Source organism: Mycolicibacterium anyangense (assembly GCF_010731855.1).
In the GTDB taxonomy this organism is placed as follows: Bacteria; Actinomycetota; Actinomycetes; order Mycobacteriales; family Mycobacteriaceae; genus Mycobacterium; species Mycobacterium anyangense.
Map to the genome: position 1 here is coordinate 4,218,984 of NZ_AP022620.1, position 15,136 is coordinate 4,234,119.

16 protein-coding genes are annotated in these 15,136 nt (G+C 66.9%); 5 read left to right on the forward strand and 11 right to left on the reverse strand.

The window, feature by feature from the left end; all coding sequences use genetic code 11:
* The 7 genes from G6N35_RS20010 to G6N35_RS20040 form a co-directional block, all read right to left on the reverse strand.
* Positions 1 to 192, reverse strand: coding sequence for a ferredoxin (locus tag G6N35_RS20010; protein ID WP_163805815.1), 192 nt, complete (start codon positions 190 to 192; stop codon positions 1 to 3).
* Between the two features lie 11 nt (positions 193 to 203).
* On the reverse strand, positions 204 to 1,556 hold the full coding sequence (locus tag G6N35_RS20015) for a cytochrome P450 (RefSeq protein ID WP_163805816.1): 1,353 nt from the start codon (positions 1,554 to 1,556) through the stop codon (positions 204 to 206).
* Between the two features lie 15 nt (positions 1,557 to 1,571).
* Positions 1,572 to 3,077: an aldehyde dehydrogenase family protein gene (locus tag G6N35_RS20020; RefSeq protein ID WP_163805817.1), complete on the reverse strand. Its 1,506-nt coding sequence runs from the start codon at positions 3,075 to 3,077 to the stop codon at positions 1,572 to 1,574.
* A gap of 1 nt (position 3,078) precedes the next feature.
* Positions 3,079 to 4,149, reverse strand: coding sequence for an alcohol dehydrogenase catalytic domain-containing protein (locus tag G6N35_RS20025; protein ID WP_163805818.1), 1,071 nt, complete (start codon positions 4,147 to 4,149; stop codon positions 3,079 to 3,081).
* Entirely contained in the window at positions 4,142 to 4,546 is a 405-nt protein-coding gene (locus G6N35_RS20030; protein WP_163805819.1) for a hypothetical protein, read from the reverse strand. The genes G6N35_RS20025 and G6N35_RS20030 overlap by 8 nt, the downstream gene beginning before the upstream one ends.
* Before the next feature lie 143 nt (positions 4,547 to 4,689).
* Positions 4,690 to 5,925 (reverse strand): acyl-CoA dehydrogenase family protein, encoded by a 1,236-nt coding sequence (locus G6N35_RS20035; RefSeq protein ID WP_170313139.1) that lies wholly within the window; start codon positions 5,923 to 5,925, stop codon positions 4,690 to 4,692.
* A gap of 29 nt (positions 5,926 to 5,954) precedes the next feature.
* Positions 5,955 to 6,584 (reverse strand): TetR/AcrR family transcriptional regulator, encoded by a 630-nt coding sequence (locus tag G6N35_RS20040; RefSeq protein ID WP_163805820.1) that lies wholly within the window; start codon positions 6,582 to 6,584, stop codon positions 5,955 to 5,957.
* A 165-nt stretch (positions 6,585 to 6,749) separates the two neighbouring features.
* On the opposite strand from G6N35_RS20040, the gene G6N35_RS20045 reads away from it, so the two are divergent.
* Positions 6,750 to 7,748, forward strand: coding sequence for a glycoside hydrolase family 6 protein (locus tag G6N35_RS20045; protein WP_163805821.1), 999 nt, complete (start codon positions 6,750 to 6,752; stop codon positions 7,746 to 7,748).
* Here G6N35_RS20045 and G6N35_RS20050 read toward each other — a convergent pair.
* Positions 7,745 to 8,692, reverse strand: a complete 948-nt coding sequence (locus tag G6N35_RS20050; RefSeq protein WP_163805822.1) for a threonine ammonia-lyase — start codon at positions 8,690 to 8,692, stop codon at positions 7,745 to 7,747. The genes G6N35_RS20045 and G6N35_RS20050 overlap by 4 nt on opposite strands.
* Positions 8,693 to 8,741: 49 nt before the next feature.
* Positions 8,742 to 9,536 (reverse strand): bestrophin-like domain, encoded by a 795-nt coding sequence (locus G6N35_RS20055; protein ID WP_163805823.1) that lies wholly within the window; start codon positions 9,534 to 9,536, stop codon positions 8,742 to 8,744.
* A 108-nt stretch (positions 9,537 to 9,644) separates the two neighbouring features.
* Between G6N35_RS20055 and G6N35_RS20060 the strand changes: the two genes are divergently transcribed.
* From G6N35_RS20060 to G6N35_RS20075, 4 genes are all read left to right on the forward strand, one after another.
* Complete coding sequence (locus G6N35_RS20060; RefSeq protein WP_163805824.1) at positions 9,645 to 10,310, forward strand: L,D-transpeptidase family protein; 666 nt, start codon at positions 9,645 to 9,647, stop codon at positions 10,308 to 10,310.
* 80 nt (positions 10,311 to 10,390) lie between these two features.
* Positions 10,391 to 11,077 carry a DUF1906 domain-containing protein gene (locus tag G6N35_RS20065; RefSeq protein ID WP_246224657.1) on the forward strand — a complete coding sequence of 229 codons (687 nt, stop codon included), beginning with the start codon at positions 10,391 to 10,393 and terminating at the stop codon, positions 11,075 to 11,077.
* A gap of 130 nt (positions 11,078 to 11,207) precedes the next feature.
* Positions 11,208 to 12,683, forward strand: a complete 1,476-nt coding sequence (locus G6N35_RS20070; RefSeq protein WP_163805826.1) for a carotenoid oxygenase family protein — start codon at positions 11,208 to 11,210, stop codon at positions 12,681 to 12,683.
* Between the two features lie 53 nt (positions 12,684 to 12,736).
* Positions 12,737 to 13,636, forward strand: a complete 900-nt coding sequence (locus G6N35_RS20075; protein ID WP_163807809.1) for a winged helix-turn-helix transcriptional regulator — start codon at positions 12,737 to 12,739, stop codon at positions 13,634 to 13,636.
* A gap of 7 nt (positions 13,637 to 13,643) precedes the next feature.
* Here G6N35_RS20075 and G6N35_RS20080 read toward each other — a convergent pair whose 3' ends face one another.
* Positions 13,644 to 13,928 carry a hypothetical protein gene (locus tag G6N35_RS20080; RefSeq protein ID WP_163805827.1) on the reverse strand — a complete coding sequence of 95 codons (285 nt, stop codon included), beginning with the start codon at positions 13,926 to 13,928 and terminating at the stop codon, positions 13,644 to 13,646.
* Positions 13,925 to 15,118, reverse strand: a complete 1,194-nt coding sequence (locus G6N35_RS20085; RefSeq protein ID WP_163805828.1) for an amidohydrolase family protein — start codon at positions 15,116 to 15,118, stop codon at positions 13,925 to 13,927. Before G6N35_RS20085 ends, G6N35_RS20080 begins: the two co-directional genes overlap by 4 nt.
* Positions 15,119 to 15,136 lie beyond the last annotated feature (18 nt).

A 15,136-nucleotide genomic window follows, 5' to 3' on the forward strand; every position in this document is an offset into this window, starting at 1 on the left:
TCAGTCGATCAGCTGCACGGAGACCGACTGCGTCGGGCATTGCGCGGCAACGTCTTCGAGCTCTGTGAGCGCGTCGGTGCCCGCGACGGCGCGGATCAGCCGGGCGTGGCCGTCGTCCCCGACCTCGAACAAGTCGGGTTTGGCGGCCTCGCAGAGCCCGATGCCCGAGCACCGCTGCGGATCGATGGTCACTCGGCAGCGGCTCACCGCAGCGGCCCCGGATCGAAGGGCATGCTGAGAACACCACGAATGAAGTTGGTGCGGACCAGTTCCGGTTCGCCGGTGGTGAAGTCGGGCATCTGTGAGCGGATCTCGCGGAACACCGAGCGCAGCATCACCTTGGCGAGCTGGCTGCCGAGGCAGAAGTGGATGCCACCCCCACCGAAGGCCATATGCGGATTGGGCCGCCGGTCGAGGTTGAAGCGGTTGGGCTCGTCGAACACCGCTTCATCTCGATTGCCCGAGGCGTACATCATCACGACCTTGTCGCCGGGGAGAATCTGCTGGCCGCCCAGCTCGTACGGGGTGACACAGGTACGGCGGAAGTTCTGCACCACCGAGCCCCAGCGCAGGAACTCTTCGACCGCGACACCGATCCGGCCGTCGAAGTCCTCCCACAGCCACTGTCGCTGATCGGGAAAGTCGTTGAGCGCCTTGGCGGCGAGGCTGGTCGTGTGGCGTGTGGTGTCGTTGGCGGCCACCGAGAACAACACCATGGTGGCGCCGATCTCGAACTCCGACAGACGTTCCCCGTCGACTTCGGCGTGCACCAGGGCGCTGAGGAGATCGTCCTCCGGTTTCTCCCGGCGCAACTCGATGAGGCCCTCGGTCATGTCGTGGATACGCAGCGCCGCCTCGACCTGGACCTCGGCCGGGTCGCGGCCGGCCAGCAGCACCGGATCAGCCCAGGCCTGCGTCTCGTCGGCGGCATGCACCACCGCGGCCCGCATCTCCTCGGGGAAGCCGAACATGTCACCGAACATCTCGGTGGGCAGGTGCCGGGCGAGGTCGGCGACGAAGTCGACGGGTTCACCGTCTCGAGCCTTGGCCACCGCGGCGGCCACGATGCGCTGCGAACGCGAGGCGATGTCGCCCTCGATGCGCCGGACCTGGCGCGGTGTGAACACCGAACTCACCAGTCGGCGGATCTTGTGATGCTGGGGGTTGTCCATGGCCAGGAACGACATGGCCATCTCCAGGAACACCGGCGGCAGCATGTCGAACATGACACCGTAGCGCGACACGAAAACGTCGTTGTTCTGGCTGATCTCGACGATGTCGGCGTGCCGCACCACCGCCCAGTAACCCGGATCGTCGGGATCCGGTGAGACGGCCGTCTCGATCGGCGGCTGCCAGCTCACCGGCCGGTCGCGGCGCAGCTCGGCGAAGATCGGTTCCCGGTCGGGAAGATCGATGGACCAGAACGCGTCGCTGCTGACGTTGATCGGGTCGTACGGGCGCGTTCCGGCCACCTCGTTGGTAGGCGGCACGTCGACGGAATCGTCGTCGTCCCAATCGAGATCGGCGGCGAACAGTTCGCCTTCGGCTGTCGTCATCGGTTGTCTCCAGGGCTAATCGGCGTGGGTGAGCAGGATGTCGTAGGGCTTTGCCCCACGATCACCGGACAGGTCCAGATGGACCGTCTTCACTTCGGTGTAGGCGTCGAGTGCATCAGGTCCGAGCTCGCGGCCCACGCCGCTCTGCTTGTATCCCCCGAAGGGCACCTGGCAGTTGATCTGGTGGGCGTCGTTGATCCAGACACTCCCGCACTGGATGCGCTCGGCGAGGTCGAGCGCTCGGGCGTTGTCCGAACTCCAGATGCTGGCTGCCAGACCATATTCCGAGTCGTTGGCGATCGAAGCCGCGGCGTCGTCGCCGTCGTAGGCAATGACCACCAGCACCGGACCGAAGACCTCCTCGCGGGCAATTCGCATGGTGTTGGTCACGCCGGTCAGGATCGTTGGCTGCACCCAGAATCCGGGCTCGTCCAGCGCCTGGCCGCCCAGCGCTACCTGTGCCCCGTGGGCAACCGCCTCCCGGATGTAGTGCAAGATCCGGGCCTGTTGCCGCCCGTCGATCACCGGGCCCATATCGGTTTCCCAGTCCCGGGTGGGCCCTTGCTGGATCGTCGCGGCACGGGTGACCAACCGCTCGACGAACTCGTCGTGCAGATGAGCGGGAATCAAAGCGCGCGTTCCGGATTCGCACACCTGTCCCGAGTAGACGAAGCAGCCGTACAACACCCCGTCGGCAGCGTGGTCGAGGTCGGCGTCGTCGAGCACGATCGAGGGGCCCTTGCCGCCGAGTTCGAGGGTGACCTGCTTGACGGTGTCGGCTGCCAGTCGCATGATCTCCCGGCCCACTGCGGTGGATCCGGTGAAGGCGATCTTGCCGACGTCGGGATGGCTGGCCAATCTGGCGCCGGCGTCGGGTCCGTCGCCCGGTACCACGTTGATTACCCCGGGCGGCAAGCCGTTCTCCTCCGCGATCCGGGCGAACGCGAGGATCGACAATGGGGTGTGCTCATCCGGCTTGACCACCACGCTGTTGCCCGCCGCGAGCGCCGGACCCACCTTCCACAAGGTGAGCAGCAGCGGGAAGTTCCACGGTGCGATCGCCCCCACCACACCGATCGGTTCGCGGTGCACGACCGCCTGTCCGAGCGCGGGAAAATTCGAGATCGGGGCGGGCCGCTGCCAGTGGTAGGTCTCGGCGAGGTCAGCGAAATAGGTGAAGTGCGCCAACGCATATCCGATGTGGAATCCGGTGGCCTGCCGCACCGTAGCCCCGTTGGCGCTCAGTTCCAGCTCGACCAGGTCTTCCGCCACATCGTTGGCTGCAGCGGCGATTCGCCGCATGATCGCCGCCCGTTCCTGCGGTGTCTTCGACCGCCACACACCGGCCTCGAAGCTGGCCTTGGCGGCAGCGACAGCGGCATCGATATGGCTCGAGTCACCGCGCGCGACAGTGGCGATGACATCACCGGTGCTCGGGTCGACGATCGGCATGCGATCTGCGGAGTCGATGTCGGCACCGCCGATCCGCATCGAATAGTGTTTCACCTCAACAGTTGTCATCTCAGTTCTCCGGGCTCAGCACGATCTTGGTGGCTTCCCGGTCCGCGAACATGCGATAGGCCTCGGCAGCGTCGGACAGGCCCATCCGGTGCGAGATGATCGAGCTCGGGGTCAGCTTGCGGGCCGCCGTCAGTGCCAGCACCTCGTCGATGTACTCGGTGATGTGGGAGACGCCCATCTCGACCGTGACGCCCTTGAGGTACAGCTCGCCGAACGGCATCGTGATGGCGTCCTCGGTGTAGACACCGGGAATCGACAGCGTTCCGCCGGCCCGCACCAGGGTGATCGCCGACAGCAGCGCCGATTCGTGGCCGACCGCGTCGACCACGACGTCGGCACCCCGCCATTCGGTCAGGTCCAGCACGGCGTCCGCCGGTGTGGTCTCGTCGGCGTTGACGGCGATAGCGCCGAGGTTCTCGGCCTCCTTGAGCCGGGCGGCGACCTTGTCGACGACGATCACCTGGCCCGCGCCCAGAGCATGGGCGGCCATAGCGGCACACAGGCCCACCGGTCCGGCGCCGATCACGGCGACGGTGTCACCGGGGCGCATGGACCGGGCGACCGCCTCGTAGCCGGTGGTCATGATGTCGCCGGCGAACAGGATGTCCTCGGCGAACCGGGTGTCCTCGGCCGACCCGAGCTCGGGAATCCTGCGGGCATTGAGGTCGGCGTGGGGGACGACGACATACTCTGCCTGGCCGCCGGCCAGATCACCGAGTGCCAGGCCCAGACCGAAGATCCGCGAGCCGGCGCAGTTCCCGGGCTGGTGGCGTCGGCATTGATAACAGGAACCGCAACTGATCACACACGAGCTGACGACCCGATCGCCTTCGGCGAATTGGCTCACCGCCTCACCCGCGGCGACCACGGTGCCCAGGAACTCGTGGCCGAGCACGATGTCCGCTTCGACTTCCAGGCGGCCTTCATAAGGGTGCAGGTCCGTTCCGCAGATCGCGGTGTGTTCGACCTTGAGCAGGATGTCGCCGGGTTCGGTGATCCGCGGGATCGGGACCTCGGCGACCTCGACGGTGTGCGGCGCCCGCAGAACGACCGCCCTCATCGCGTCAGCCATTGATCGTGGCGTCCTTCTTGGCCACTCGTTCCCGGTACATCGGGAACATCGGCTTGGTCAGCGGAACCAGCTTGAGAATCTTGTTGACCGGGCCCTTGGCCTTCACCTGCCCCTTGGCCAGACCGATCGCGAGGTTGTAGTCACCCCGCCAGAACTGATCGCCGGTGTCGCCGCGCATCAGCAGGGTCACATCGGGCTTGAGGTCGGTCGGGCCGGCGATCACCTGATAGTCCGGTCGCAGGGCGATCGTCATCTCGCAATCGGGGTCGGTATAGATCACCCGCATCACGATGTTGGCCGCCTTGAGCTTCGGCCCCGATTCCGGATGATCACCGGCGTCGCGGAACACCCCGCCGATGTATTCGTCTATCTCTGCTTGATCGGCGAAGAAACCCATGGCTCAGACCACTCCTGCTGCTCGACGTGATGGTGATCACCATGCAATCAGCCGCAATGAGCCGAGGTCAGAGGCCGAAGGGGGAGTGTTCGTATCCCTGAAGGGATATCGGACCGCAGTGGCGGGGTGCCCGCTCGAGGTCCCTAGCCCGTGACGTCGCGGCCGATGAGCTGGCGGGCGATGATCCACTGCTGCAGTTCATTGGCGCCCTCGAAGATCTCGAGGATCTTGGCGTCCCGGTACATCTCCTCGAGCCGGACCGATTCGCCTGTCTCGCCGACCTGCTGGGCGAAGCCGAGTGCGCCGTGGATCTGAATGGCCTCGCGAACAAGGTCGTTGGCCAGCTTGGTGCCGTATGCCTTGGCCATCGCAGCCTCGGGTTCGGCACTGCGGTCACCGCGGTCGATCAGGGTGGCCGCCTTCTGATAGAGGGTGCGTGCACACTCGATCTCGGTGGCCCGCTGCGCCATGACGAACTGCCAGTGCTGCATGGCGCCGAGTGGGCCGCCGAAAACCTGCCGGGTCCGCAGCCGATGGACCGCGAGGTCGAGGGCCGCCTGGGCGACCCCGACGCCGGCGGCGCCGATACCGATGCGGCCCCGGACCAGGGCGGACAACGCTACGGACATGCCACCGCCCACGCTGCCCAGCAGGTTGGCGCGCGGGACGTGCACGTCGGAGAAGATGATGTCGGCGGTGATCTGGCCGCGGTGCCCCATCTTGATGTCCGGTGTGCCGATCCGCACGCCGGGCGACGACAGATCCACCAGTAGCATCGTGGCGCGGTCACTGTCGGCTCCTGCCCGCACCAGCACCGAAACCCATCCGGCGACAACACTATTGGTGATCCAGCGTTTGCGGCCGTTGACCACGAATCCGTCGGCGGTCTCCTCGGCGACGGTCTGAAGCCGCTGCGCCGTCAAATCCGAACTGGTCTCCGGCTCGGTGGTGGCGAAGGAGAACGCGACCCGCCCGCTGACCAGTTCCGGGATCAGCCGGGCACGCAGTTCCTCGGTCGCGAACTGCAGCGTCTGCGGCACCAGGATGCACTGACCGTCGTAAACGCCGGCCAGTGAGGACGAGTGGTAGGCGATCTCTTCGGCCACCGTGCAGGTGCCGAGCATCGGGTGTTGCAGCCCGCGGCCGTAGTCGGCGCCGAAGGGCACGGCGAACATGCCCTGGTCGGCCAGGCCGCGGAACGCGGTCCAGGGAAAGCTGTCGACCGACTCGCGCCGGTGCCCGATGTCGCGGGCATGAGGCAGGACGGCCTTCTCGACCGCGGCCCTGGCCTCGGTGCGCAGTTCCACGATCTCGTCGGGAAGCCAGAGGTCATGCGTCATCCGGTCCTGGGTACGGGGCGGAAGGGCGGGGGCTGTCATGACCGAACAATAACAGTCAGTACTGACTGCTATCTGGTACCGGCTGTGAGCGCCCGGCGGGCCAGCGTGCGCCAGAGTTCCAGGTGGGGATCGGAGCCCGGATCGCGGCGATCGAGCGCGTAGGTGAGAGCGACCCCGCGCATGCTGGTGAACAACAGTTCGCGGACGTCGGCGAAATCGGGGTGGCTGCTGTGGACGGGGCCGAACATCGTGGCGATCACATGCTCGATGGTCCGACCGAGGCGGCGCTCGTTGTCGACCAGTTCGTCGCGCAGGCTCTCGGTGGTGCGGGCCGCCATCCACAGCTCCATCGCGGCCCAGAAATAGGGCTGGCGGAACGTGCTCCAGAGCAGATCCACTGCCTGGTCGATCCGGTCGACGCCACCGGCCGACTCCGTGGGCACGGTATCGAAGCCGCGCTCCATCTCCTCGATCCGAACGCGAGCCACGTGCTGCGCGGCGGCGACGAGCAGGGCATCACGCGAGGGGAAGTAGTGCAGAAGCCGGCCGCGCGATACTCCGGCGAGCTCCTGGACCATGATCGTCGATGCGCCGCTGTATCCGTGTTCGACGAGAGCTTGGACCGCCGCCTGCAGAATGGTCGCGTTACTGTCGGCTCGGCGCCGGGCATTTGGTCGATGCCCTGCTGCCCCACTCATGGCGGAGAGCCTACATTTCTAGTCAGAACTGACCGTACCTTCGCCGGTCGCGCCGGCGCTCCGGTGGCCAGTGTGACGGGTGGGTCCGGTGGTACTCGGGTGTGTGTCGTCCGGCGCGACCCGAATTGGCGCATATTGACGGACCCCGTTACGTTCCATGGCGTGATGTCCTCAGCTGCCGGTGCAGTCGCGCGATGGATCGTCCCGCTTCTCATGGCCACGGCCGTGGTCTTCACCGCCGTGGTCGCCGGTCCGCCGCACGTCGGGGATCGGTCGTGGGCCCTGCTGGCCGACGAGGCCAACCCGCTGGCCGGCCTGCCGCTGTACGTCAACCCCAACTCGGCGGCCATGCGAGCGTCCAACGCTGACCCGTCGAACCCGGAACTGGCCTACATCGCCAACACCCCGCAGGCCTACTGGATGGACCAGCTGTCCACGCCGTCGGTCGACGCCAAGTACATCAGCACCGCCCAGGCTGCTGGCGCCATGCCACTGCTCGCGCTCTACGGCATCCCGAATCGCGACTGTGGCAACTTCGCCGCCGGCGGGTTCGGTTCGGCCGACGCCTACCGGGGCTGGATCAACAGCGTCGCCGCGGCGATCGGCTCGGGGCCGGCCGCGATCATCCTCGAACCCGACGCCCTGGCCATGGCCGACTGCCTGTCCGGCAGTGCGCGCCAGGAACGGTTCGATCTGATCCGCTACGCCGTCGACACCCTCACCGCCAACCCGGCCACCGCCGTCTACGTCGACGCCGGCCACTCGCGCTGGGTCAACGCCGACGAGATGGCCGCCCGTCTCAACCAGGTCGGCGTGGGAAAGACCCGCGGCTTCAGCCTCAACACCGCCAACTTCTTCACCACCGGCGAGGAGATCGGTTACGGCGACGCCATCTCGGCTCAGACCGGCGGCGCGCACTACGTCATCGACACCTCGCGTAACGGCGCCGGTCCCGTCGAGGGCGACTCGATGTATTGGTGCAACCCGAGCGGGCGCGCACTTGGCGTCCGTCCGACGACCGACACCGGTAACGGCCACATCGACGCGTTCCTGTGGGTCAAGCGCCCCGGGGAGTCCGACGGTTCCTGCGGCCGCGGCGAACCCGGCGCCGGACGCTTCATCAATCAGTACGCGATCAACCTCGCCCGCAACGCCGGGATCTAGCGCGACAACGCCGCCGCCAGCAGCGTCGGCTCGATATTGCCCCCCGACAGCACCACCACGGTGGGCCCGGGCGGCAGCGTGACGTTGCGGTAGGCGGCCAGCGCCACCGCGCCGCTGGGTTCGGCGACCAGATGTGCCCGGTGGGCCAGTTCGGCCACCGCGTCGAGGATCTGCTCCTCGGTCACGGTGAGCGCGTCGTCGAGCACCCGCTGCAGATGCGCGAACGTGAGTTCCGAGGGCTGCGATCGCAACCCGTCGGCCAGTGTGCGGTTGCGATCCTCGATCGACCAGTCCACCCGGTGCCCCAGCCGCATGCCTTCGGCGGTGTCGGCGGCCAGCTGCGGCTCGACCCCGAACACCCTGGCGGCCGGGCACAATGCCTTGATCGCCGTCCCGACACCGGAGGCCAGCCCGCCGCCGCTGACCGGCACCAGGACATTGGCCACGTCCGGTAGGTCCTCGGCGATCTCCAATCCCACCGTCCCCTGGCCGGCGATCACATCCGGGTGGTCGAACGGTGGGATCAGCACTCCTCCGGTGGTCGCCACCAACTCCTCGGCCACCGTCTCCCGTTGGCCCGGGGCGCACAACACCACCTGGGCACCCAGGCGGCGGGTCGCGTCCACCTTGATGGCCGGCGTTTCCTCCGGCATCACGATGTGGGCAGTGATCCCCGACAACGCCGACGCGTACGCCACCGCCTGGGCGTGGTTGCCACTGGAATAGGTCACCACCCCATGGCTTTTGGCGGCAGCCCCCAGGCGGCCGATGGCGTTGAACGCCCCGCGCACCTTGAACGCCCCGATCGGCTGGAGGCTTTCCGGTTTGATCCACAGTGGCCGATCGGGGTCACCCCACAGTGCCGCCAACAACGGCGTCCGCACCACCGAACCACGGATCAGCCCGGCAGCGGCCCGGATGTCATCGACGTCGATCAGGTGCATGCCCCGAGTCTGGCAGACGGTGTGAGCGGCTCGGCTTGATCGCTAGCCCTCAGCGGCCGATCAGCGCTATGGCCCGCTGCAGTGGCTCGACCGACACCTGGAAATGCCCGCCGAGCGGGTTGTCGAGTTCCATGATCAGGAAAATGGCGGTGGTCATCACGATGGCTGCGGCAGCGATGGAGATGTAGACAGCAGGCGACCGAGGCGAGAGTAGCCCAAAGGTGAAGAACTCCAAGAGCATCCAGAGGACGACGACCACCAGGAACACGGTGGGCAGCGTCGCCGGTCGGACCGAGAACAACCAGCGCTTCTGGGCGATGTTGCCCTCCCCGAAAGCGACGTCCCCGCCCACCATGTCCAGCGCTCGGTTGCGCAGGTTCTCCTGCAGCTCGGTGCCGGGTTTGAGTGCCACGATCGAGGCGTAGATCGATTCCACCCCGCCGCCGGCACCTCGCTCCCCGGCCATCGTCCGGGCATCGGATGCGTCGTACTTGTCCGGTGACTCGATGGTCTCCACCCTGCGCTGCAAGCCTTCTCTGACCTGCTGGCGGATCGGCGCGGCGTCGGGCCCATAGCTGACCAGGATGTTGTCCAGGGTCAGGGCGTCGATCGCCAGGCCGGAGATCATCGCGTTGGACCGCTCGTAGTCGTTCATGGCGGACGCGGCGACCAGGCCGAGCACGACCGCAGTCAGCGTCGAGGTGAGCCCCAGGGCGATCCGCATCGAGGATTGGGACTGTTCGTCGGGGGCCGCGAACAACCGGACCCGATGCAGCCGGAACCCCAACGCGGTTGCCAGCACGATGCCGACCAGCACGAGGCAGGAGAACAGGAGTGGATCCACGTCCCCCTCCTCTCCTCACATTCGCCGGAGACTATCGAATAACCCTCTGGTAACGAAGCTCTTTCAGGCTGCGGCCGGGGTTCATCTGCCGGATACCATAGGCCCACTGTGAGACTTTCCAGAAGACTTGCGGCGCTCGGCGCGGCGGTGGGACTTGCGGCCCTCAGTGTGCCGTTGGCCCCGCCCGCGGCAGCTGACCAGCCCGCCCAATGGATCGTGGTCGGGGTGCCCAAGGCCAGCGCGACGACCGGCACCCTGACCGCCTACCAGCGAGTGGGCTCGGAATGGAAGGTCGTGCTCGGACCGACGCCGGCCAAGGTCGGTGAGCTGGGGGTCGGTGCACCGGCCGACGGTGTCTACCGCACCCCGGAGGGAACCTTCGGGTTCGATCAGGCTTTCGGTCGCCTACCCGACCCCGGTACCAAGTTGCCGTATTTCCAAGCCGCCCAAGATGATTGGTGGGACGAGGACGCCAAATCGCCGACGTACAACACCCATGTGCGCAGCGCGGCCAAGCCGTCGGGGATCGCGGAGAACCTGTATGACTCAGGGCCGGTCTACGACTACGCGGTGAACATCGCATCCAACCCGCAGCGCATCCCGGGCAAGGTGGCCGGCATCTTCCTGCACGTCACCGACGGCAACCCCACCTGGGGGTGCGTGGCCATCGGCCGCGACGAGATGCGCTCGATCCTGGGCTGGCTGGACCCGGCCGCCGACCCGCGCATCACCATCGGGGTGGGGGACCCGTCACTGATCACGGCAGGTTCCTAGCTGTGAGTCTGTCGATCGCGCGGCGTGACGCCTTCAAACTGGCGTTGGCCGGTGCCGCGACCGTGGCTGCCGGGAGCGCCATGCCGCGGGCCAACGCCGAGGGCATCCAGCTCATCGACTTCGCCGAACGACTGGTCACCCCCGAACAGATCAAGGCCGCCGGGTTCGGCGGCGCGCTGGTGTACGTCTCGGAGTTGCGGCCCGGAGCCACCTTCGATTTCAAGCCGGTCACCCGTGAGTTCGCCGAAGGGCTGCGGGCACTGGGTCTGCAGGTGGTCAGCTGCTATCAGTTCGGCAAGCCGGGCTGGGTGAATTCGCCGTCGGACTTCACCCGGGGTTATGACGGTGGCGTGGCCGACGCGCAGACGGCGTTACGGCTGCACGCCGCAGCGGGCGGGCCGGACTCGGCGCCGATATTCTTCAGTGTCGACGAGCCGATCGATGCCGGGACGTGGAAGAGCCTCGGCATCAAGTGGTTTCAGGGCATCAACTCCGTCCTCGGTGTCGCGCGCACCGGAATCTACGGCGGCCGGGACCAGTGCGGATGGGCGATTGCCGACGGCGTCGTGGGCCAGTCCAGCAGCCCTGGCTTTCGCTGGGCGTGGCAGACCCGGGCGTGGTCGGCGGGGCAGCGCGAGCCGGCGGCGGTGCTGTTCCAGCGGGAGGTCGTCACCGCGACCGACCCCGGTGCGGTGATCGACGGCGTGCACGTCGACGTCGACGACGTCCTCGCACCGGACTTCGGGCAGTGGGATCTGGCCCGCTAGTTGCTCCGAGCCCACCGCCAGCCCCGCGAGCGTGCGCGTCTGCGCGGTGACACGCCGCGTACGCGAGCAGCAAGCGCACGCTCGTAAGATTCAATTGACAGAGTGACTCTGCTAAACATAGCGTGACGGCATGCGCGCCGAACTGCTGACCACGTTCGCCTCGACCCTGCCGGCCGATGACGACCACCCCTACCGCACCGGTCCGTGGCGTCCGCAGCGCAACGAGTGGCGCGTCGAGGATGTCGAGGTCGTGGCAGGCGCGGTGCCCGACGACCTCGAGGGCGTGTACCTGCGCAACACCGAGAACCCGCTGCACCCGCCGATCAGTCATTACCACCCGTTCGACGGTGACGGCATGATCCACAGCATCGCCTTCGCCAACGGCAAGGCGACCTACCACAACAAGTTCGTCCGCACCGACGGCTTCCTGGCGGACAACGAGGCAGGCAAGTCGTTGTGGGCGGGCTTCATCGAGTCGCCGGGCGACGCCGTCGCCACCACCGGCTGGGGCGCACGTACCCGGATGAAGGACGCGTCGAGCACCGATGTGGTGGTGCACCGCGGCGAGGCCCTGACGAGTTTCTTCATGTGTGGCGACCTGTATCGGGTCGATCCCCGAACCGCCGATACGCTCGGCAAGCAGACCTGGAACGGTGCGATTCCCGACTGGGGCGTCTCCGCGCACCCCAAGGCCGACCCGGTCACCGGCGAGCTGCTGTTCTTCAGCTACAGCAAGGAAGCGCCCTACCTGCGTTACGGCGCGGTGGACAAAGACGGCAACCTGATGCATCTGACGGACGTGGAGCTGCCCGGCCCGCGCATGCCGCACGACATGGCCTACACCGAAAACTACGTGATCCTCAACGACTTCCCGCTGTTCTGGGATCCAGAGCTGTTGCAACACGGCCTGCATCTACCGCGGTTCTACCGCGATATGCCGTCGCGGTTCGCCGTGGTGCCCCGCCGCGGGGACCTGTCGAAGGTGATGTGGTTCGAGACCGATCCCACCTACGTCCTGCACTTCACCAATGCCTTCGAGGACGGCGACGAGATCGTGCTCGACGGGTTCTTCCAGCACAACCCGTCGCCGTCGACCAAGGGGGCGACGTCGTTGGAGGACGCCGCATTTCGCTGGCTGGCCCTGGACGGCTTCGAGTCCCGGCTGCATCGCTGGCGGTTCAACCCGACCACCGGCAAAGCCACCGAAGAGCAACTCAGCGACGGCTTCACCGAGTTCGGCATGGTCAATCCCGATATCGCGACCAAGGACTACCGCTACATCTACGCGGCCACGGGGGAGCCGGGATTGTTCCTGTTCGACGGCCTGGTCAAGCATGACCTCAAGACCGGCTCCGAGGAGCGAATCTCCTTCGGCCCGGGTGTCTTCGGCAGTGAGACGCCGATGGCGCCGCGTGTCGGCTCCACCGGTGAGGACGACGGATACCTGGTCACCTTCACCGTCGACATGAACGACGATGCCTCCTACTGCCTGGTGTTCGACGCCGCCCGGCTCAGCGACGGGCCGGTCTGCAAGCTGCGCCTGCCGGAGCGGATCTGCAGCGGTACCCACTCCACCTGGGTTCCCGCCGCCGAACTCCGGCAGTGAGCGAGCCGTCACCGTTCCAGCTCGAATCGGGCGGCACCAACGCCGTCGGGCGGATGCTCGCCCTGCTGGGTGACGAGTGGACGCTGCTGATCGTACGCGAATCACTGCTGGGGGCAACACGATTCAGCGACTTCGCCACATTGCCGATCTCCAATGCGGTGCTGACTGCACGCCTGCAAACCCTGGTGGTCGACGGCCTGCTCGAGCGCCAGATCTACCAGCAGCAGCCGCTGCGGGCCGGCTACGTTCCCACCCCGGCCTGCCGCGGCCTGTGGCCGGTGCTGGTGTCGATCTGGCATTGGGAACGCACCTGGGTCGGCGAGCATGTCGGCACCCTGCCGGTAATGCGGCACCGGCGCTGTGGACGGGACTTCGCGCCGCAACTGCACTGCGCCGACTGCGACACCGCCGCCGATGTCGGCTCGATCACGGCAACCTGGGGGACCAGCGGGGGCTGGCAGCGCTCGGTGCCCCGAGCCGTCACCCGCAGGCGGCTGCGGTCCGGCACGTCGGATCAGGCGAGCTTCTTCCCGCAGACCATGGCGATCTTCGGAAACCGCCACGCCGCGGCCATCATCGGCGCCGCGCTGCTGGGCACCCGACGGTTCGGCGACTTCCAGAGCCGCCTGGATGCGCCGGCCGCGGTGATCGCCGATCGCCTCAAGGTCTTCTGCACCATCGGGGTGCTGCAGGCCGCCGCCCATCCCGTCCGGTCGGACTGGTCGGAATACCACCTCACCCCCAAGGGGTTGGCGTTCTATCCGGTGGTCGCCACCGCGATCGACTGGGCCGAGTCGACCTATCTGTCCCCGGAAGGCCCTGCGCTGCTGCAGGTGCACAGCTGTGGTGCGGAGTTCGTGCCGAGCCTGGTCTGCGACCAGTGCGCCCAGCAGCTGACGGCCGGCAGTATCGAGATCGTGCCGCACCGCGACGCCGAGGCCCGCAACGCGTGAGGCTGCGCTAGGCCTGCCAGCGGTCCACCAGCTCGGCCCAGCGCTGCGAGATCGTCTTCTGCAGCTCGTCACGGCGCCGGCGGGAGTTGACGTCATCGGCCTCGATGGCACCGACCGCCAGCCGGGCCACCGTGTCGAGTTGTTCGCGATCCAGACCGAACGTCAGCAGGGTGCCGAGGTCGCGGCTGGTATCGAGTTCGTCGGGCAGCGACGAGCGGGCCAGCAGGACCGCGGCGTTCTCCTCACCGGCCTCCAACAGCATCGCGACCAGGGCGGTCTTGGCGACGTTCACACCGGTCGGCGCACGGACAGTTCGAGTCCGTTGTCGCGCATCACTTTCCGGCACTGCTCGGGGGTGTAGTCGAAGTTCTCCAGATCTTTGATGTAGGCGGCGGGCTCGGCCAGGCCCTCGACGTGCGGGTAGTCCGAGCCCATCAGGATGTGCTCGACACCGATCAGTTTGAGCAGGCTGGCGAGTTCGTCCTCGTAGAACGGCGACACCCACACATGGCGCTTGAAGGTCTCCCGCGGATCCTCCTGGTAGATGAAGGGGATCTGCCCGTAGGACTTGGTCAGCTTCTCGAACAGGTGGAACACCCACGCCGAGCCACTCTCGATGCAGGCCATCCGCAGATTCGGGAACCGCAGGAACAGGCCGTTGTGCAGGTGATTGGCGAAGGTGTCCTGAATGGCGTCGCCGGAGAACAGGGTTCGGAATCCGAGCAATGCCTGGAACGACATCATGTAGTCGGGTTCACCCCAGGCCGGCATGAACTTCGAGTAGTACGTTTCGCCGGAGTGGTAGCACACCGTGATGCCCGAATCGTTGGCGAGCTGCCAGAACTCGTCGAACATCGGATCGCCTGGCGGTCGCATACCGATCTCGGTGGTGATGGGACCGGGGATCATCACGATGAACCGGGCGTCGCGCTCCAGCGCCCACTCGAGTTCGCGAACCGCGTTGTCGGGCTTGCACATCGTGATGTAGGGCGCGGTGAAGATCCGCTCCTGGTACGCGAAGCCCCAGTCGTCGTCGAGCCAGCGGTTGAACGCCTTGAAGGTGGCGACGGCAGCGTCGATGTCCGGCAACAGCGCCTGCTCCATACCCACACCCAGGGTGGGCAGCATGATGCAGCCCTGCATGCCCTGCTGGTCCATCGCCGCCAGCCTGGCGTCGCGGTCGCGGTACTCGGGCCGGATCGGTTCCAGTTCACCGAACAGCGAATTGAGGTCGGCGCCACGGGGATTGCGGCCGCGGAAGTATTCGTCGAGGGCGCCCGGCTTGCCGACCGGATCGAACGTCGGGTTCGGGATGAAGCGGTTGACCCGGCCGCCGACGATCAGGCGCTGCCTGCCGTCGAGTTGGGCCCACTGGATGGCCCTCTTCTTGAACTGGGGCTCGATGTAGCGGGTGAACGCGTCCTGCGCCTCGTAATAGTGGTTGTCGCAGTCGAAGAACTGGAAGGGGAGTTGAGTCGTCATCGCGGGGCTCCTTTTCGT